Origin of the sequence: Staphylococcus muscae (assembly GCF_003019275.1) — a bacterium.
Lineage (GTDB): Bacteria > Bacillota > Bacilli > Staphylococcales > Staphylococcaceae > Staphylococcus > Staphylococcus muscae.
Window position 1 is genome coordinate 2,075,649 of the sequence record NZ_CP027848.1, and the last position, 19,483, is coordinate 2,095,131.

Annotated in this window: 19 protein-coding genes; 12 read left to right on the top strand and 7 right to left on the bottom strand. The window is 37.6% G+C overall.

Features of this window, described 5'->3' with window-relative positions:
* Positions 1 to 4 precede the first annotated feature (4 nt).
* From yjbH to C7J88_RS10295, 3 genes are all read right to left on the bottom strand, one after another.
* On the bottom strand, positions 5 to 799 hold the full coding sequence (yjbH, locus tag C7J88_RS10285; protein ID WP_095115963.1) for a protease adaptor protein YjbH: 795 nt from the start codon (positions 797 to 799) through the stop codon (positions 5 to 7).
* Between the two features lie 15 nt (positions 800 to 814).
* Positions 815 to 1,186, bottom strand: coding sequence for a truncated hemoglobin YjbI (locus C7J88_RS10290; protein WP_095115965.1), 372 nt, complete (start codon positions 1,184 to 1,186; stop codon positions 815 to 817).
* A gap of 219 nt (positions 1,187 to 1,405) precedes the next feature.
* Positions 1,406 to 1,987: a CYTH domain-containing protein gene (locus C7J88_RS10295; RefSeq protein ID WP_095115967.1), complete on the bottom strand. Its 582-nt coding sequence runs from the start codon at positions 1,985 to 1,987 to the stop codon at positions 1,406 to 1,408.
* A 131-nt stretch (positions 1,988 to 2,118) separates the two neighbouring features.
* Here C7J88_RS10295 and C7J88_RS10300 point away from each other — a divergent pair, with 131 nt between their 5' ends.
* Genes C7J88_RS10300 through C7J88_RS10325 form a run of 6 tightly spaced genes read left to right on the top strand, consistent with a single transcriptional unit; the run spans position 2,119 to position 8,041 of the window.
* The gene (locus C7J88_RS10300; RefSeq protein ID WP_095115969.1) at positions 2,119 to 2,466 is read left to right on the top strand and encodes a UPF0738 family protein; all 348 of its coding nucleotides are present in this window, start codon (positions 2,119 to 2,121) and stop codon (positions 2,464 to 2,466) included.
* A 16-nt stretch (positions 2,467 to 2,482) separates the two neighbouring features.
* On the top strand, positions 2,483 to 3,124 hold the full coding sequence (gene yjbM / locus C7J88_RS10305) for a GTP diphosphokinase (protein ID WP_095115971.1): 642 nt from the start codon (positions 2,483 to 2,485) through the stop codon (positions 3,122 to 3,124).
* Between the two features lie 2 nt (positions 3,125 to 3,126).
* Positions 3,127 to 3,936, top strand: coding sequence for an NAD kinase (locus C7J88_RS10310; protein WP_095115973.1), 810 nt, complete (start codon positions 3,127 to 3,129; stop codon positions 3,934 to 3,936).
* Positions 3,933 to 4,787, top strand: a complete 855-nt coding sequence (locus C7J88_RS10315; protein WP_095115975.1) for an RluA family pseudouridine synthase — start codon at positions 3,933 to 3,935, stop codon at positions 4,785 to 4,787. Before C7J88_RS10310 ends, C7J88_RS10315 begins: the two co-directional genes overlap by 4 nt.
* A 24-nt stretch (positions 4,788 to 4,811) precedes the next feature.
* Positions 4,812 to 6,197 carry a magnesium transporter gene (gene mgtE, locus C7J88_RS10320; RefSeq protein ID WP_095115977.1) on the top strand — a complete coding sequence of 462 codons (1,386 nt, stop codon included), beginning with the start codon at positions 4,812 to 4,814 and terminating at the stop codon, positions 6,195 to 6,197.
* Positions 6,198 to 6,208: 11 nt separating this feature from the next.
* Complete coding sequence (locus C7J88_RS10325) at positions 6,209 to 8,041, top strand: monovalent cation:proton antiporter family protein (protein ID WP_095115979.1); 1,833 nt, start codon at positions 6,209 to 6,211, stop codon at positions 8,039 to 8,041.
* Between the two features lie 88 nt (positions 8,042 to 8,129).
* Here the strand turns inward: C7J88_RS10325 and fabI are convergent, their stop codons facing one another.
* Both fabI and cozEa read right to left on the bottom strand, forming a co-directional pair.
* On the bottom strand, positions 8,130 to 8,900 hold the full coding sequence (gene fabI, locus C7J88_RS10330; RefSeq protein WP_095115981.1) for an enoyl-ACP reductase FabI: 771 nt from the start codon (positions 8,898 to 8,900) through the stop codon (positions 8,130 to 8,132).
* 143 nt (positions 8,901 to 9,043) lie between these two features.
* Complete coding sequence (cozEa, locus tag C7J88_RS10335) at positions 9,044 to 10,132, bottom strand: lipoteichoic acid biosynthesis protein CozEa (protein WP_095115983.1); 1,089 nt, start codon at positions 10,130 to 10,132, stop codon at positions 9,044 to 9,046.
* A 336-nt stretch (positions 10,133 to 10,468) separates the two neighbouring features.
* Here cozEa and C7J88_RS10340 point away from each other — a divergent pair, with 336 nt between their 5' ends.
* From C7J88_RS10340 to C7J88_RS10350, 3 genes are all read left to right on the top strand, one after another.
* Positions 10,469 to 12,049: an alanine/glycine:cation symporter family protein gene (locus C7J88_RS10340; protein WP_095115985.1), complete on the top strand. Its 1,581-nt coding sequence runs from the start codon at positions 10,469 to 10,471 to the stop codon at positions 12,047 to 12,049.
* 87 nt (positions 12,050 to 12,136) lie between these two features.
* Positions 12,137 to 12,874, top strand: coding sequence for an alpha/beta hydrolase-fold protein (locus C7J88_RS10345; protein WP_095115987.1), 738 nt, complete (start codon positions 12,137 to 12,139; stop codon positions 12,872 to 12,874).
* A gap of 50 nt (positions 12,875 to 12,924) precedes the next feature.
* Positions 12,925 to 13,434 carry a 2'-5' RNA ligase family protein gene (locus C7J88_RS10350; protein ID WP_095115989.1) on the top strand — a complete coding sequence of 170 codons (510 nt, stop codon included), beginning with the start codon at positions 12,925 to 12,927 and terminating at the stop codon, positions 13,432 to 13,434.
* Positions 13,435 to 13,465: 31 nt separating this feature from the next.
* Here the strand turns inward: C7J88_RS10350 and ltaA are convergent, their stop codons facing one another.
* The gene (ltaA, locus tag C7J88_RS10355) at positions 13,466 to 14,656 is read right to left on the bottom strand and encodes a lipoteichoic acid biosynthesis MFS flippase LtaA (protein WP_169712253.1); all 1,191 of its coding nucleotides are present in this window, start codon (positions 14,654 to 14,656) and stop codon (positions 13,466 to 13,468) included.
* Positions 14,634 to 15,809, bottom strand: coding sequence for a diglucosyl diacylglycerol synthase (locus C7J88_RS10360; RefSeq protein WP_095115991.1), 1,176 nt, complete (start codon positions 15,807 to 15,809; stop codon positions 14,634 to 14,636). Before C7J88_RS10360 ends, ltaA begins: the two co-directional genes overlap by 23 nt.
* Positions 15,810 to 16,172: 363 nt before the next feature.
* Here C7J88_RS10360 and C7J88_RS10365 point away from each other — a divergent pair, with 363 nt between their 5' ends.
* From C7J88_RS10365 to C7J88_RS10375, 3 genes are read left to right on the top strand one after another with little or no spacing between them, the layout of a single operon-like run.
* Positions 16,173 to 17,657 carry a UDP-N-acetylmuramoyl-L-alanyl-D-glutamate--L-lysine ligase gene (locus C7J88_RS10365; protein ID WP_095115993.1) on the top strand — a complete coding sequence of 495 codons (1,485 nt, stop codon included), beginning with the start codon at positions 16,173 to 16,175 and terminating at the stop codon, positions 17,655 to 17,657.
* On the top strand, positions 17,647 to 17,886 hold the full coding sequence (locus tag C7J88_RS10370) for a YueH family protein (RefSeq protein WP_095115994.1): 240 nt from the start codon (positions 17,647 to 17,649) through the stop codon (positions 17,884 to 17,886). The genes C7J88_RS10365 and C7J88_RS10370 overlap by 11 nt, the downstream gene beginning before the upstream one ends.
* Before the next feature lie 18 nt (positions 17,887 to 17,904).
* Positions 17,905 to 19,467 (top strand): peptide chain release factor 3, encoded by a 1,563-nt coding sequence (locus C7J88_RS10375; protein ID WP_095115997.1) that lies wholly within the window; start codon positions 17,905 to 17,907, stop codon positions 19,465 to 19,467.
* Positions 19,468 to 19,483: the final 16 nt, after the last annotated feature.

Genomic DNA, 19,483 nt, shown 5'->3' on the forward strand with positions numbered 1-19,483 from the left:
GTGTTTATATACGAGACTTCCAGTATTCACCCTCAGGATATTTAAGTTTTTCTATTTTGCGTTGTAAAGCAAGCTTTTTCAGTTCTTTACGTAAAGTACGTTCAGGCCATTCATAGATCGTTAAAAGTTCTTCTTCTGTTACTAACTGCTTTTGCTGAATGTAATCAGCAAGTGTGGGGGGTAAACTTTTTTCAATCGTTGTCCCAATCATTTCATTAATGATGTACGTGTAAATATGATATGGATATAACCCTTCAACTTTCAAACCTTCTTCGTGAACATCTTCATTAAAAAAGACGAGTGATGGTGCCATATCAATATCCATTTCACGAGCGATGTGTAAGTCTACTTTCAAACTATCACGCAACTTACCATTGTTGATATCTTCTTGGAAAACATCATAATCAAGACCAGCATTAACGATACATTTCGCAATCATATCTTCAGTGACAATGTCACAATTCGGTATAATCTCATTTTGTAACAAATGCATAAAACGATGTGCACGTGAGCGACCTTGTAATTCGGCTGCTTTGAAGACGAGTGCAATATTATCTCGGTCTGATGTGCTTTGTGCTTGGCACTTAGTCAGTACGCGTAAAGATGGGTTCAAAATATGACGAATAGAGATATATTGATGATATTCAATTCTTAATTTAGCTAAGATAGCGGATAATTTAAAGCTGTCTTTACAAAAAGGATCAAAAAAGGAATAGATCTCAATTTTGCTTACAGGAGTAAGGTCTGAATTGTTTTGATAATCCTTATTACTCGCTATAACCTTTAATTCTTCCGTCATTTTGTTCACCTACAATTAGTTTTCTGTGTTAACCATATAGTTTGCAGTTAATCGAAGTCTTTCGTACAAATAATCGCCAACACCGTCTGGAAATTGAGCTGTCTCAATGGCTGTGTGCATATTTTCTAACCATGCATCTTTGGCATGATGATCAATGACAAATGGCATATGTCGTTTTTTTAACATTGGATGACCATGTTCTTGCGTGTATAAGTCAGGGCCACCTAGAAATTGTGTTAAAAATTGTTTTTGTTTACGTGCTGTTTCAGCAAAATCGCCTGGGAACAAGTGGTTAATACGATCGTCATTTTCAACAAGTGTATAAAAATGATCAATCATACGATAAAGTGCTTCTTGTCCAATGATTTCGTAAGGCGTTTGTTTCATGCGTATCACCTTTTAGTTTTGTTATATATATAAATAATAACACGAAATTTTCCATTTCAAAGTAAAAACACTTATAACAACAAGGTTATGAAATAAGTTGTTAAAAACTGGGGAAAATATACGAAGTTGCATCGAAATGAATGGTGCTAAGTTAAAAAATATATAGAAAAAGGAAAGACAGAAATCTACATGTAAAAATAGCTTCTGTCTTTCCAAGATTTATTCCATACTTTGACGTCTTTTGAAGAAACGCTGCACCTTATTTAAAGGTGTCTTGTGAGTTAAGTGATAAGTATCTAATATTTGAGTGAATGCTTCATAACCATCATGATAATCATCGACTTCAAATTCTAATTCAAAATCTTCAGTACCTAAATATTCGCTATAATCTAAGACAACTAAACCAGAAGGCGTAGTTGTTTCAAGTCGATGTGTTGTAAGATATCCTAATATTGTAAGTTGTGATGCATCAATATGAAACTGATCCAAAACATTACGAATATCGTTTGGGATGATGTGTTCTGGTAGCTGTGCACTCGTTTTAGGCTGATATGACGTTGGATAATTATATTCTGTAAGCCCAACTTCTCCGGGAACTTTCAATGTTAATTCATTCGATTTATCTGATCGCACACGAATGCGTAATGCCATTTTATGTGACATCAATTGGAAGTCAGGTGTGTCGATATAAAAGTTTGTTTGGGTAAAAGGTGGGGTATCAGAAAAGTAAGCAGTTTTCATCGTTCTATAAGTATTTTCATCTAATAGTTGCTTGAATTCAATCTCTTGCTCAATCGCCATAGTGTGTCACTCCTTTTTGTTTATTATGCAGCAGTTTTTATAGGATGAAAAGGATTTTACAAATGCAATAATTGACCGATGAGCCGATGGGGAAATTGTGTTAAACTATAACATGATAAGGAGGAGTACCAATGCGTATTTATGTCAATGAAATTAAAATTAAAGATGATCGTATTTTATGTTATACAGAACAATCAACAGAAGGATTCACTGATGCAGGCCAAATGATAGTCGATAGTGATAATTATGCATTTGTGCACCTTTTGGATGATGGGTCAGCATTTTCTTATTTAATATTTGTGCAAGAAACATGGTCCATGTTACACGAACATCGTGACAAAAAGGTAATAATCAATGACACATTGGAGTTACCAAGCTTTAAGAATGAATTAGAGTACTTATTAGACAATATTGTTGGCAACTCTAATTATGGTAAGTCATTCGTTGAGGCGGTAGAGCAAACGTTTGAACTAGTATGAAGCGGAGTGAAGCATTATGAATCAATGGGATATTTTTCTAGCACCTTATCGTCAAGCAATTGATGAGTTGAAAATTAAACTCAAAGGTTTGAGAAAGCAATATGAAGTTACGGAACATCACTCACCGATTGAGTTTGTGACAGGCCGTGTCAAACCGATTACGAGTATTATCGATAAGGCAAACAAAAGGGGCATTCCTTTTGACCACTTAGCAGAAGAGATGTATGACATTGCAGGGTTACGCATGATGTGTCAATTTGTAGAAGATATTGATAAAGTCGTAGAACTGTTGCGTCAACGTGAAGACTTCAAAGTGGTAGAGGAACGTGATTATATCAGCAATACAAAGCAAAGTGGATATCGTTCATATCATGTCATTATTGCGTATCCAATCGAAACATTGAATGGGAAAACAACAATACTTGCAGAAATTCAAATTCGTACGTTAGCGATGAATTTTTGGGCAACGATTGAACATACATTGCGCTACAAGTATGACGGTGATTATCCACCAGAAATTCAAAATCGACTTGAACGTGCAGCAGAAGCAGCCTTTTCTTTAGATGAAGAAATGTCTGAGATTAAGGATGAAATTCAAGAAGCACAGAAATATTATTCAAAAAAACGTGCACATAAGCATGAGGACAGTGAGGTGTAACGATGCGCTATGTGATCCTTTCTAAGGGGGATGCTAAGTCAGAAGCACTGAAACATAAGATGATGCGGCATATGCAAGATTTCAAAATGATAGAAGACAAAGAAAATCCTGAAATTGTCATCTCTGTCGGAGGAGATGGAACCTTATTGCAGGCTTTCCATCAATATAGTCATATGTTATCTCGATGTGCATTTGTAGGTATACATACTGGCCATTTAGGGTTCTATGCTGACTGGTTACCGCATGAAGTAGAAAAGCTTATCATTGAAATACACAACTCAGAATTCCAAGTGATTGAATATCCATTGTTAGAAATCATTGTCCGCTATAATGACGATGGTTATGAAACGCGGTATTTGGCACTCAACGAAGCAACGATGAAAACTGAGAATGGCACAACGCTTGTAGTGGATCTAGATATTCGAGGTCAACATTTTGAACGCTTTCGTGGGGACGGTCTCTGCGTGTCAACACCATCAGGTTCAACAGCATACAATAAGGCGCTAGGTGGGGCACTTATACATCCGTCTTTAGAAGCGATTCAAATTGCGGAAATTGCATCAATTAATAACCGTGTGTTCCGTACAGTAGGATCACCGCTTGTGTTACCTAAACATCACACATGTCATATTAAGCCTGTTAATCATGATGTCATTTTGACAACGATTGATCATGTCAGTGTGAAGCATAAAAATGTGAATGCCATTCAATATCGTGTAGCGAATGAAAAGATTCGTTTTGCACGTTTCCGTCCATTCCCATTCTGGAAACGTGTGCATGATTCATTCATTTCAAGTGGTGAAGATGTGTGATTTTTACGTATCGTGTCACAGAGGTTCAGACGCTTAAAACTTTTTTATATCAACAACGTTTTTCGAAAAAGACGATTAGCGCCATAAAACAAAATGGCGCTTTACTTGTGAATCAACATCCAAGAACAGTTCGACACCTGTTACAAGTTGGAGATGAAGTGATTGTACAGTTGCCTGATGAGATTCCGAGTACATCTCTGATTCCTTTCAATCAGCCACTCCATGTTTTATATGAAGATACGTGGCTGTTAATCATTGCCAAGCCGGCACATCAGAATAGTGCACCTTCACGTGAACATCCACATGAAAGTCTTGTTGAGCAGGCGTTGGCGCATATGCAGTGGCGAAAAGAAACGGGGATCCCGCATATTGTGACACGTTTAGATCGTCATACAATGGGAATTGTAGTGATAGCAAAATCACGCCATGTCCATCATTTGATGTCATTGACTGAGATTGAGAAAATTTATGAATGTTTGTGTGTTGGAAGGTTAACAGCATCGGATGTGATTGAAGCACCGATTGGTCGTGCGTCAGACAGTATTATTAATCGTATCGTGACAAAAGATGGAAAATACGCAAAAACATTATACACACCCATACAAACAACGGGCGATTATACTTGGTGTCGTGTCACACTATTGACCGGAAGAACGCATCAAATACGTGTGCATTTTCAACATATCGGACACGGTATTGTAGGTGATGGACTATATGGTATGTTACATCACCGTTATGATACACAATTGTTAAAGTGTGCAGAAATAAAATTTGTACATCCCATCACAGATGATATCGTTCATATAAAATCGCAAACACCTGATTTTGGACAAATACTTACAACACTATAAATTTACATATTGGAGGTGACGCATATGTCAGTTGAAAATGAAATGTTAATCCAAGATGATGAAGAACAATACAATAAGCCACTGTTAGATGATCTGATTCAAAAAGATGATATTGATGGCTTCAGAGAAGAATTCTTATCAATGCATGCGTACGATCAAAGCGAATACTTTGAAGAAAGTGATGCAGAGATACGTCAGAAAATGTATCAGTACTTATCACCAGAAGAAGTCGCTGATTTCTTTGAACACTTAGAAATTGATGAGTCTGATTATGAAGATTTATTTGAAGAGATGAATGCGACATATGCCAGTCACATTTTAGAACACATGTCATACGATAACGCAGTAGACATTTTAAATGAATTGTCGAAGCGTAAAGTGGCAAGTCTTTTAATGTTAATGGATCGTGAAGAAGCTAAAGAGATTAAAGCATTGCTCCATTACGATGAAGATACTGCCGGCGGTATTATGACAACAGAATATATTTCGTTAACAATTAATACGCCAGTTCACGAGGCATTGATGCATGTTAAGGCACAAGCACCCGATGCCGAAACAATCTACATCATTTTTGTCGTGGATGAACAGAAAAAACTTGTTGGTGTCTTATCGCTCAGAGATTTGATTATTGCTGAAAATGACGCATATATTGAAGATATTATGAGCGAGCGTATCATCAGCGCAAATGTTGCGGATGACCAAGAAGATGTTGCGCAAATGATGAGAGACTATGACTTTATCGCTATGCCAGTAGTCGATTATCAAAATCATCTACTCGGTATTATCACAATCGATGATATCGTCGATGTTATCGATGAAGAAGCGAGTGAAGACTACTCACGTTTAGCCGGGGTATCAGACATCGACTCTACGGATGATACAATCTTTCAAACTGCGCTTAAGCGTTTACCATGGTTATTGATCTTAACTGTACTTGGTATGATTACGGCATCCATACTTGGATCATTTGAAGAAACGTTAGAGAAGGTTGCATTATTGGCTGCTTTTATTCCAATTATTAGCGGGATGTCAGGGAACTCTGGAACACAATCATTAGCCGTTTCAGTCCGTAATATTTCAACGGGTGAAATCAATGAAAAGAGTAAGTTTAAGTTGGCATTGCGTGAATCTGGAAGTGGCTTTTTAACGGGTATCACATGTGCCGTGTCACTTTGTTTAATTATCATTATTATTTATCAACAGCCGTTTCTTGCGTTGATTGTAGGAACGAGCTTAACAATTGCAATGACAGTAGGGACAACTATTGGTTCAGTCATTCCGCTTTTTATGAACAAATTAGGGATTGACCCGGCCGTAGCGAGTGGACCATTTATTACAACAATTAATGATATCGTGAGTATGTTGATTTACTTTGGTTTAGCAACATCATTCATGAACTATCTTATCTGAGGGGGACATCTATGGAATTTGTGTCACTTGTCGTCGTCATAATTGCGGCGTTATTAACACCTATTTTGCTCAGTAAGTTAAAAATCGCATTTTTACCAGTCGTTGTTGCTGAGATATTAATGGGAATAGTGATTGGTAATTCTTTTTTAAACCTTGTGCATCGAGATGAAGTGTTAAATATTCTATCGACACTTGGTTTTATCTTTTTAATGTTTTTGAGTGGTCTTGAAATTGACTTCAATGCCTTTAAAAAAGATAAATCGAAAAAGAATCAAGAAGTGAGTAAAGAACCAAGTCATTTGAAGTTAGCAATGTATGTTTTCATGCTTATCATGATTGTATCGATTATTCTTGCTTATGGATTTAAATGGGTAGGTCTTATTGATGATGTATTGTTAATGGTGATTATTATCTCAACCATATCACTCGGTGTTGTCGTTCCAACATTGAAAGAAATGAATTTAATGCGTACAACGATTGGTCAGTTTATTCTGTTAGTCGCTGTTCTAGCTGACTTAGGAACAATGTTGTTACTAACACTTTATGGTGCGATTAACGCATCTGGTGGTGGAACAATTTGGCTTATCGGTATTCTTGTCGTTTTTACCATTTTATTCTATTTTCTTGGCGGCCTATTTAAAGGTGCGCCATTGATTAATAAATTGATGGATGGTACAACACAAATAGGCATTCGTGCAGTCTTCGCGCTTATTATTTTGTTAGTTGCACTCGCAGAAGGTGTGGGAGCAGAGAACATTCTAGGTGCATTTTTGGCAGGTGTCGTAGTATCTTTACTTGGCCCAGAACAAGACTTAGTGGAAAAGTTAGATTCATTTGGTTATGGCTTCTTCATTCCAATCTTCTTCATTATGGTCGGCGTTGATTTAGACATCCCATCATTAATCAAAGAGCCAATGCTCTTAATTATCATTCCGATATTAATTATTACTTTTGTGGTATCTAAGCTTATTCCAGTTATGGTGATACGACGTTGGTTTGATATGAAAACGACGATTGCATCCGGGTTTTTATTAACATCGACTTTATCACTTGTTATCGCAGCAGCCAAAATCGCTGAAAGTCTTGGGACAATCAGTGAAGAAATATCTGGTATTATGATTTTAAGTGCAGTTATCACATGTGTCTTTGTGCCGATTGTGTTTAAACGTCTCATTCCTATTCCAGACGAGATGCAGCGAACAATCAAAGTGGCGATGATTGGGAAAAACCAACTGTCTATTCCAATTGCTCAGAACTTGAGTTCACAGCTATATGATGTGACGTTGTATTATCGTAAGGATTTAACAGATCATCGCACGCTTTCGAATGATATTACGATGGTTGAGATTTCGGATTATGAATCTGAGATGTTGAAACGACTGGGCTTATTTGATAGTGACATCGTTGTATGTTCAACGAATGATGATGAGATTAACCGCAAAGTAGCGTTAATGGCGAAAGATTATGGCGTAGAACGTGTCATCTGTCGTCTTGAAACGAACGACGAGGATCAGGCATTGCGCAGTAAAAATATTGAGCTATTCAGTAACTTCCAAAGCAACCAAATTTTACTTAAAGGTATGATTGAGACACCGAATATGTTAAATCTATTAAGTAATGTGGAGACATCATTATATGAAATTGGGATGTACAATTACGCATTTGATCAAATGCAATTACGTAACTTCCCGTTCGGTGGAGACATTATTTTCGTACGTATTATTCGAAATAACGAATCAATCGTGCCACATGGTGATACGCAGTTACAATATGGTGACCGCCTCATTGTGACAGGTACGAAAGAATATGTAGATCAACTGAAAATTGAATTAGAAATGTTTTAGCAAAAAGGACTGACAGTATAGATACTGCCAGTCCTTTTTTGACAAATAGAAACAGGTTATGACGATGCATAACCTGTCACAATATAGATTATCGAATAGCATGGAAACCTGCGTCGACATGGATATTTTCACCTGTCACACCTGATGAGAAGTCGCTAAGTAAATAAGCAGCTGTTTTACCCACTTCTTCTTGATCCACATTACGCTTCAATGGGGCACGTTCTTCAATCATTTTTAAAATCGTATTGAAATCGCCAACACCACGTGCGCTCAATGTGCGAATTGGACCAGCAGAGATGGCGTTAACACGAATATTGTCTTGACCTAGATCGGCAGCTAAATATTTTACAGAAGCTTCTAAACTCGCTTTTGCGACACCCATCACGTTGTAGTTAGGGACAGCGAATTCGCCACCGATGTAGCTTGATGTAACGATACTGCCACCATCATTCATAATTTTACGTGCTTCACGCGCAACAATTGTGAGTGAATAAGAACTGATATCTTGTGCGAGTAAAAATCCTTCACGTGATGTATCTGAATAGCGACCACGAAGGTCTTCAACGTTTGCAAAAGCGATTGAATGAAAGACGCCATCGATATGACCAATATCTTTGCCGATTTGTTCAAAGCCGTTAATAACGTCGTCGTCACTTTGAACATCGATTTGATAAACGTGTTTTTCTGATTGATTGAGTTGGTCAATCAACTTGTCTAATTCTTTGAAACTTCTTTCTTTACGGTATGTAAAAACGAGATTGGCACCGAGTTGGTCTAATACTTTTGCGACACCGAAAGCGATGCTACGTTTATTCGCAATGCCCATGATTACAAATGTTTTATTGTCTAAATTCATCACTATAAAAAGCTCCTTTTCAAATTATCGATCGATTAGCTTAATTTTAACATCTGGTACTAAAATATGACAACGATAAACCATTGTATGTGAGACATAAGAGTATTAGAAAAACCATTGGCCGAAACGGCGCAATGGCTTAAAAATCAATGGTCATTAACATTTCTTTGTGCTGCGTGAATAATTTGATGACGATATTTGTAGATATTACGTGCAATTGATTTCAATACAGCATACAGCGGTACAGCAACTAAGATAAGCACAAAGCCACCGAGACTACCAGAAGCTAAAATAACGACGATAATTGTTAATGGGTGAATGTTCAGTGATTTACCCATGACATTCGGTGTAATGACATTTCCTTCTAATTGTTGAGCGATTAATGTCACGATACACACCCAAATGAATGTTGTTGGACTTTGGATAATTCCAAGAATACCGGCAGGCAAGAATGCCATCCACGGTCCAAGAAACGGGATCATGTTTGCGAAAATAGCAAACATCACAAGTAATAATGTATATTCCAAGCCGATAATTGTGTAGCCAGCATATAAGATAGCTCCTAAAATCAAGCTGACAGTTACTTGTCCTTGAATATATGACATTAATGTTTGGTTTAAGTCTTTTAATAAGTTCACAACAAAAATTTTGCGTTCACCATTAAAAAATCTTGCAACAGCAGGAATAAAGCGTTCGTGATCTTTTAACATATAAATTAAGAAGAATGGTACTAAAATCAATAAGAACAGAGTCGAGATAACGCTTGTTACGATATTTAATGAATTTGATAATATTTCTGATGTCATCGCACCAAATTTAGAGATCATCTCATTTATCTTCTCTGTAATCTCATTAGGTAACTTATCACGTTGATCTAATGCAAAGTTGATCAGATTTTGTGTTTCTCTTTGTAAATATGGTAATTGATGAATTAAGTTTTCAATTTGTGTTGCGATAACCGGGCCTACAACGCCAAAAATGGCACCACTAATTGCAGTTAAGGCTAATAAAATAATTGTAATACTTGCCCATCTTGGTACACGGCGTTTCTCCATCATTTTTTGGAATGGCAAACAGATATAAAATAAAAATCCACTAATGAGCAGTGGTAGTAAAATCGATTGAACGATAATAATAATTGGTTTGAATATAAAATGAACTTCTATAAATAGTTTTATGATTAAAAATAGTAGTAAAACAGCTATACCAGTTCGAAACCAGGCTTTATTAGTCATTCTTGAACCTCCTTTAAAAATAGAATATAACCATTATAATCTAAAAGTAACCAGTGTAAAAGATAGAATACAACATAAATAAAGAAAGTTAAGACCATAGTAAAATTATGGGATAAAAAATGATGGATGCACAAAATTTTTATGGCGGATTCAAGAACTATGAAATTATGAAATGCGTTTATTTTTAGGGGATTGCATAGATAATGATGTAAAAAAATGAATGTTATTTTATATGCTGCAAAAAATTTTAAGTTGCACGGAACCGAATTTTATGGGTATACTTGTGTCAGATTTATCAGAAAATTGAATAGAGTGAAAATCAACGGGGGTATGTGTATGGTAGAAACAATTGTGGGATGGCTGAATACAGTTGTTTGGAGTAAACCACTTGTATTCGGATTGTTATTTACAGGTATTTCGTTTAGCTTAATGACACGCTTTTTGCAATTACGACATTTTAAAGAAATGATTCGGTTAATGTTCCAAGGGGAGAAGTCACCGACCGGAATTTCAAGTTTCCAAGCCATAGCCTTATCATTGGCAGGTCGTGTCGGAACAGGTAATATCGTTGGGGTTTCAACAGCGATATTCATCGGGGGCCCTGGTGCAGTATTCTGGATGTGGATTACGGCATTTTTAGGTGCAGGTACAGCATATGTTGAATCGGCACTCGGTCAAATATTTAAGCGAGAAGAAGAAGGCGAGTACCGCGGGGGACCCGCTTATTACATTGAACAAGGGATTCAAGGGAAGTTCGGTAAGATTTACGGGTTGTTATTCGCACTCGTGACGATTGTATCAGTAGGACTTTTACTGCCAGGTGTACAATCGAATGCAATCGCAAGTTCAATGCACAATGCTTTTGGTATTCCGACATGGATTATTGCAGTGTTACTCATCATCATTTTGTCACTCATTATTTTTGGTGGTGTTAAATGGATTGCCACAGTTGCAACAGCAGTTGTGCCTTTCATGGCAATCATTTATATTTTGATGGCCGTCATCATTATCGTATTAAATATTCAACAAGTACCAGCATTATTCGCGCTTATTTTCAAATCAGCATTCGGTATGGAAGCGGCATTTGGTGGTATCATCGGTGCCATGATTGAAATCGGTGTAAAACGAGGTTTATACTCAAACGAAGCTGGTCAAGGGACGGGTCCACATGCAGCTGCAGCAGCAGAGGTATCTCACCCAGCAAAACAAGGTCTTGTACAAGCATTTTCAGTGTATGTAGATACATTATTTGTTTGTACAGCAACAGCATTAATTATTTTAATTTCAGGTACATACAATACAACAGATGGAACAACAGCGGCAGATGGTTCGCCACGTCTGATACATGACGCAGGTGTGTATGTTCAAAGTGCAGACGGTAGTAAGGACTACTCGGGAACTGCTATGTATGCACAAGCAGGTATCGACAAGGCACTTCAAGGGTCTCATTATCATTTTGATCCTATGTTCTCAGGCTTCGGTTCTTATTTCATTGCGGTTGCACTGTTCTTCTTCGCTTTTACAACAATATTGGCATACTACTATATCGCTGAAACGAATGTGAGTTTCATTACCAATCGTTTGGCAAAAAATCAAAACAAGTTATGGCGTAATGTCATTCGTGTCGTTTTAATTGGTGCAACAGGATATGGTGCAATCAAAACTGCCGATGTGGCATGGGCGATGGGTGATCTTGGTGTAGGTATGATGGCGTGGCTCAACATTATCGCAATTTGGCTATTGCTCAAACCAGCGATGCACTCATTGAAAGATTTTGAAGCACATAAAAAACAGCATGGTACGGGTAAAACAGCAATCTATCAACCAGATCCAAAAGATGTACCAAATGCAACATTCTGGTTAGAAGACTACCCAAAACGCTTGCGTGAAGAAGGCATTGAATTGCCGAAAAAATAATTGCATGATTGAAAATGCAACATAAGTGTATATCAGTGGCGTCTCCTGTTACAATTGAAGTAATTTGTAAGGGGAGGCGCTTTTTATATGTCAGAATTTCAAGTGGGCGTCGTCAATAAGACGCAGTTTACGAGTCAATATTTGGCACGTGACATCACTTTATCTATTTATTTACCAGAAGATTATTCAGAACAGGATCAAGCCAATATTATTTTTTGTTTTGATGGCAGGGACTTTTTGCAGTTTGGTCAAATTCATCGTGTGTACGAACGATTGAGACAACGAAATGAAGTTTCACGCGCAATATTTGTCGGTTTTCACTATGAAGATGTCGACAATCGTCGCATAGAGTTTCATCCACAAGGTAATAAAGCGGCAGCAACTGTTCAAACAACGGTACAAGAAATCATCCCGTGGATTGAGCAAACATTTGCAACATATGCACAGCCTGAAGGACGTATTCTTCTCGGAGATAGCTTGGCGGGTAGCATTGCATTGTTAAGTGCGCTTTCATTTCCACGTGTCGTCAATCAAGTCGGTTTGCTTAGCCCACACAGTGACGAAGTCGTTCTACAATTATTTGAGCGCTGTCAGTTTCAGGAGTTATTGAATATTTGGCATGTGATTGGTAAAGAAGAGATAGACTTTCAGTTGCCAACAAATGGAAAACGTGCTGACTTTTTAACGCCGAATCGGACGTTAAGTACACGCATTGAAAATTCAGCCGCACAGTATTTTTATAACGAATTGGATGGGGGACATAACTGGAAAACATGGAAAACTGTACTCCCTGAGATGTTAAAATACTTTTTGAGTAACCAATAACTTAAAATTTTGCTATAATGGAAACAAACATAAACAAAGGAGGAATTTCCATGATTTTAGGATTAGCGTTAATTCCATCAAAAAGTTTTCAAGATGAGGTCAATGCTTATCGTAAGCGTTACGATAAACAATATATTAAAATTCAGCCTCATATCACGATTAAAAGTCATTTTGAAGTGGATAATGCAGAACTAGAAGCGGTGAAAGCAGATATTAAAACACGTTTAGAAGGAACACAACCTGTTGAAATTCATGCAACAAAAGCTTCTAACTTTGCACCTACAACGAATGTGATTTATTTCAAAGTAGAAAAAACAGATGCGTTAGATGATTTATTCAAGCGCTTTGACGGGGAAGCATTTTACGGTGAAGCAGAGCATCCGTTTGTGCCACACTTCACGATTGCACAAGGTTTGACAAGTCAAGAGTTTGAAGACATCTACGGTCAAGTTCGTCTGGCTGGTGTTGATCACAAAGAAACAATCGATCAATTATCATTATTACAATTCGATGAAGCAGCTGATAAGTGGCAAGTCATCGAAACATATCCATTCGCTTAATAAAAAAACGCCCAGTATATAGGGCGTTTTTTTATGTGGTACGGTGTAGTTGTTTCAAAAAATAAAAACCGTAAAAACAAGCTAAAAAGAAGATAAGACATGCAGAAAAGTAAAATGTATAAATTGGACTCCCGAAAAATTGTGACAGTGGGCCACCGATAATCGGTCCAGCCATCGCTCCAAAACCTTGAATACTGTTAATCACGCCCCATGTTTCTTCTTGTTCGGTAGGGTGAATAAAACCAGCCATGAATGTATTCCAGGACGGGAGAAGTAAACCATAAATTAACCCTACAAGTAATGCGATTCCCCATACGATAAAAATATTCGTAATAAATGTGAATGAAATCATTGCAATACCATAACAAAGAAAACCGACGAAGATCATGCTGTACATAAAGCGGTGTGCAAAGTGATCAATGAGCTTAGATAGTCCGAGCATTGATATCGTACAACCGATACCTCCGATAATTATCGCAGCTGTGTATTCAACCGTCGTCACGCCAACAATATTAATCGCATATTGCGGTAAAACCGGAATCAATGCACTAATCGCAATCCCTTGCAATAAAATTCCTGGAAATAAAATGATATGACGTCGTGATACACTCACAATTTGTTTGAATTGTTCACGTACATTTTTCGTGTGATAGTCGGTGAGTCGAACTTTTACGAAAAAGTAGAGTACAAATGCGATTGCAACAATAAGTGGCATTAAGAAATTGAACGTAATGGGATGACTTTTGAAGATGAGATTCATTCCAATCATCCCAACAAGCAAACCAGCTAGCCATGCAAAATACACATAGCCCATCTGTTTTCCACGTGTTCTTTCATCGACGTTTGCCAACATAATGACCCATATTGGACATACTGCAATTCCTAACATGAGCGCACTTACGATGAGTACGATAGGAGAAATTGGCATAAAGATGACGAGCATTAAGCTAAACAATGCTAAGACAAATCCTAACGTGAGTACAATACGTGGACCCCATCGTTTTAGAATAAAACCGATAAAAAAGTTAGAAACTGCATCGGCAATAAAGTGCACAGAAATAGCAGCAGAAGTAATACCAACAGCTATGGAAGTTGCTGTTGGTAACAAAGGTAAATAACTGAGCACGTACATGCCACGTGCAAACTCCATAAGAAATAATATGATAATTAATAAAGAAAAGTTTTTCGTATAGTCTTTATTATTTGACGAGTAATCTTGCATATAAAGGAACCTTTCCATAAACATTTTGATATGCAGTCGAATCATAAAGTAAGTGAAGTAAGTCGTTACAAAGTTTTTGCGTCGCATGTTCAATGCGTGCATCAGTGATATGCTGCACCATTTGATCTAATGCATCATTATGTTGCAATAAATGTGTCACGATTTCAATTGCATCGTCAGGTGTATCGGCAATCTTGCCGAAGCCTTTTGATTCGAAATAGTAGGCGTTTTCAAGTTCTTGACCTGGCGCAGGATTTAAGAAAATCATCGGTGTTCGACGCGCTAATCCTTCCGAAATCGTAATGCCACCCGGCTTCGTAATCATGAGATGACTGACAGCCATCCATGCATTCATCTCTTTCGTATATCCGAGAATTAAGACGTTATTATTATTTTTGAATGCAGTTGAAAGTTGACGTTTTAAGTCTTTATTACGCCCACATATCATAACAACTTGTGCACGTGGTGTGTTGGATAAAATGCGTTCTATCATTGTATGGAAGCCTTTTGATACACCAAAAGCACCGGCTGACATAAGAATTGTAGGTGCAGTTGGATCCAAATGGTTTTGATAGCACCACTCTACACGATCAATAGGCGCTTCAAATTGTGCAGATACTGGAATTCCAGTCACTTTTGTGTGATCATTCGGAATACCTATGTTTGTTAGTTCTGCCTTCAAATCATCAGTTGCGACATAATAGCGTGATGAGTTCGGAGTGATCCAGTTTTTGTGCATACGGTAGTCTGTAATCACTGTTGCGATTGGTATATTCATATTAAATTGTTGTGTTAATACCGACATAACAGGCGTTGGAAAAGTTAACAAGATTAAATCAGGTTTTTCCTTTAAAAGTAGATTTAATAGTTTGTTCAACCCATAGTATTTATAGAAGCATTTGTCTATTTCATCTGGGCGACTGTAATAGAATGCTTGATACATGCGACGGAAATATTTAAAACTATTAATATACCATTGTTTACAAATAGTTGTTATGACAGGGTGTGCTTCTAAAAATAAGTCATGCTCGATAACCGTAAGATCATCCAGGTGCATCTTATTTAAATGCGACACAATACTGTTCGTGACTTGGATATGGCCATTGCCAAAGGAACCGGTCAGTATTAATATTTTTTTCTTTTGAGTACTCATATGAGTAGCCTCCAATATTATTTAGATGCAAAGGGAGCGCCTGAGCATAGGTGTTTCATTATGAAAGACTGTCTAGCGCTATCGAAATCAAATTTATATAAGTTGTATCAACGTAAAATAAGGTGAAATCCTTTAACATCTCATCATTTAACCATAGTTTGCCAGTATCCTAAAAATTGTGAAAAGAAAAAGTCAATTTCAATGAGACGCATATACGTTATAATTTATTCTATTATCTTAATATATTGACGCAATGAGATACAACATGAGAAATAATGTCAGATGAAAAAATGATCTACAACTTATATAATTTTATGGTGAAACGTGTATAATGAATGAGTGTATAAAAAAGGAGAGATATGTGTGAATGCGCAAGAACTTTTTCAACATATATTAATGAAACAAGTAGTTGGAACATTAGATAGAGAAATAGATGATATCACGACAGACTCTCGCACTGCTAGAGAAGGAAGTATCTTTGTGGCTTCTAAAGGCTATACAGTGGATAGTCATCGCTTTGCGCAAAATGTTGTAGCGCAAGGTTGCCAAGTCGTTGTCGTGAGTCGTGAATTAGAGTTAACAGGTGATGTAACACAAGTGATTGTGCCTGATACATTGCGAGTGGCGAGTCATCTTGCTCATCGCTTGTATGATTTTCCTAGTAAAAAGATGACAACAATCGGTGTGACAGGGACAAATGGTAAAACATCAATCGCTACGATGATACATCATATATTCCGCAAATTGAATAAAGGCAGCGCCTATTTAGGGACAAATGGCTTTCAAATAAATGAGCACGTCACAAAAGGGCAAAATACGACACCAGAGACGGTATCCCTTACTAAAAAATTGCATGAAGCCGTGCAAGCAGATGCATCCGCAATGACATTAGAAGTATCATCACACGGATTGAGCTTAGGGAGATTGAGTGGGGTTACATTTGATGTTGCGATATTTTCAAATTTAACACAAGATCATTTAGACTTTCATGGGACGATGGAAGCATATGGTCATGCAAAATCGTTGCTATTTAGTCAATTAGGCCAGGATGTGTCGCAATCGAAATATGCGATTGTGAACAATGATGATGCCTTTTCAGAGTCTTTAAAGGCTGTCACACCATATGAAGTATTCACATATGGAATCGAACAAGATGCGCAGTTTATGGCGAAAAATATTGAAGCAACCCTACAAGGTGTTACTTTTGACTTCGTTACTCCTTTTGGGACGTATCCTGTAAAGTCACCTTATGTTGGTGAATTCAATATCGCAAACCTTATGGCAGCAATGCTCGGAGTATGGGCGAGTGGCGAAAGTTTAGAGCGAGTGACACAGGTAGTTGAAGCGCTAGAGCCTGTTGAAGGCCGACTAGAAGTACTTGACCCATCATTGCCGATTGATTTAATTATTGACTATGCACATACAGCAGATGGTATGACAAAGTTAATCGACGCAGTACAACCGTTTGTGAAACAGAAGTTAATCTTTTTAATCGGCATGGCAGGTGAACGTGATTTGACGAAGACGCCAGAAATGGGGCGTGTTGCTTCACGTGCAGACTATGTTATATTAACGCCTGACAACCCAGCAAATGATGATCCTAAAATGTTGACGGCAGAGTTAGCGAAAGGGATGACTCATGATAACTATGTAGAATTCACAGATCGTGCAGAAGGTATTCGACACGCCATTGAAATGGCTGAACCGGGCGATACTGTTGTCTTAGCATCAAAAGGACGTGAACCTTTCCAAATTATGGCTGGTCATGTAAAAGTACCACATCGTGATGATTTGATTGGTTTAGAAGCTGCCTATGAGAAGTTTGGAGGTCGTCCAGATGAAGATTAGAGAAAGCCATAGCGAAGGATATTCAGCGAAAGTGTTTATTTATGAGAATAAAAAGGAAGATTATTTTGTTGTTGCAGTGCCAGACTTACATTGGTCTATCATGATCGATGATACGCTATTTGGTGAAGCACTGACAGAACACCTCATGATGCACTTATTCAATGTACTTGATGAAGATGAAGCAGAAGTATTAGCGTTACGTATTACACAATGGGTACAAGAAACATAGATTAGAAGGAGTTTTGAGATGAGTATCAAAGATGAAGTATCAGCACGTAAAACCTTTGCGATTATTTCGCATCCGGATGCTGGGAAAACAACATTGACGGAAAAGCTATTATATTTTAGTGGTGCGATTCGTGAAGCAGGAACAGTTAAAGGGAAAAAGACAGGTAAATTTGCAACAAGTGACTGGATGAAAGTAGAGCAAGAACGTGGAATTTCGGTTACAAGTTCTGTCATGCAGTTTGATTATGATGATTACAAAATTAATATTCTGGATACGCCAGGGCACGAAGATTTCTCTGAGGACACATATCGTACTTTAATGGCGGTCGACAGTGCAGTCATGGTAATTGACTGTGCAAAAGGAATTGAGCCACAAACATTGAAACTTTTCAAAGTTTGTAAAATGCGTGGTATTCCAATTTTTACGTTTATTAACAAATTAGACCGTGTTGGCAAGGAACCTTTTGAATTGTTAGATGAGATTGAAACAACGTTAGGAATCGAAACATATCCGATGAACTGGCCAGTCGGCATGGGTCAAAACTTCTTTGGTATTATTGACCGTCACGAGCGTACTATCGAGCCATTTCGTGATGAGGAAAATATTTTACACATCAATGAAGATTATGAATTGGAAGAGTCACATGAAATAGCAGGTGATAGTGCTTTTACGCAAGCGATTGAAGAATTAATGCTTGTTGATGAAGCGGGTGAATCATTCGATGAAGAAGCATTAAAAAGTGGTGATTTAACACCAGTATTCTTCGGGTCAGCACTTGCAAACTTCGGTGTCCAGAACTTCTTGAACGCTTATGTAGACCATGCACCGATGCCACATTCACGTCAAACGGAAGAAGATATGGAAGTGACGCCATTCGATGAACAGTTTTCTGGATTTATTTTCAAGATTCAAGCGAATATGGATCCGAAACATCGTGACCGTATTGCATTTATGCGTATTGTAAGTGGTGCGTTTGAACGAGGTATGGATGTGAAGTTACAACGTACAGGTAAGAAATCTAAAATTACGCGTTCTACAAGTTTTATGGCGGATGACAAAGAAACGGTAAATCATGCAGTTGCCGGAGATATCATTGGCTTATATGATACGGGGAACTTCCAAATCGGTGATACACTAGTTGGAGGGAATCAAAAATTCCACTTCAAAGAATTGCCGCAGTTCACACCTGAAATCTTTATGAAAGTATCACCGAAAAACGTAATGAAGCAGAAGCATTTCCATAAAGGGATTGAACAACTGGTGCAAGAAGGAGCGATACAGTATTATCAATCATTGCATACGAACCAAATTATTCTTGGTGCTGTTGGACAGTTGCAATTTGAAGTGTTTGAGCATCGTATGAACAATGAATACAACGTTGATGTCATTATGGAGCCAGTCGGCAAGAAAATTGCACGTTGGATTGAAAATGAAGACGATGTGGAAGATAAAATGAACTCAAGCCGTTCAATTCTTGTAAGAGACCGCTATGATCATAAAGTCTTCTTATTTGAAAATGACTTTGCGACACGATGGTTTGAGGAGAAATTCCCGAATATCAAATTGTATAGCCTATTATAAGTACCTTATATGTTGA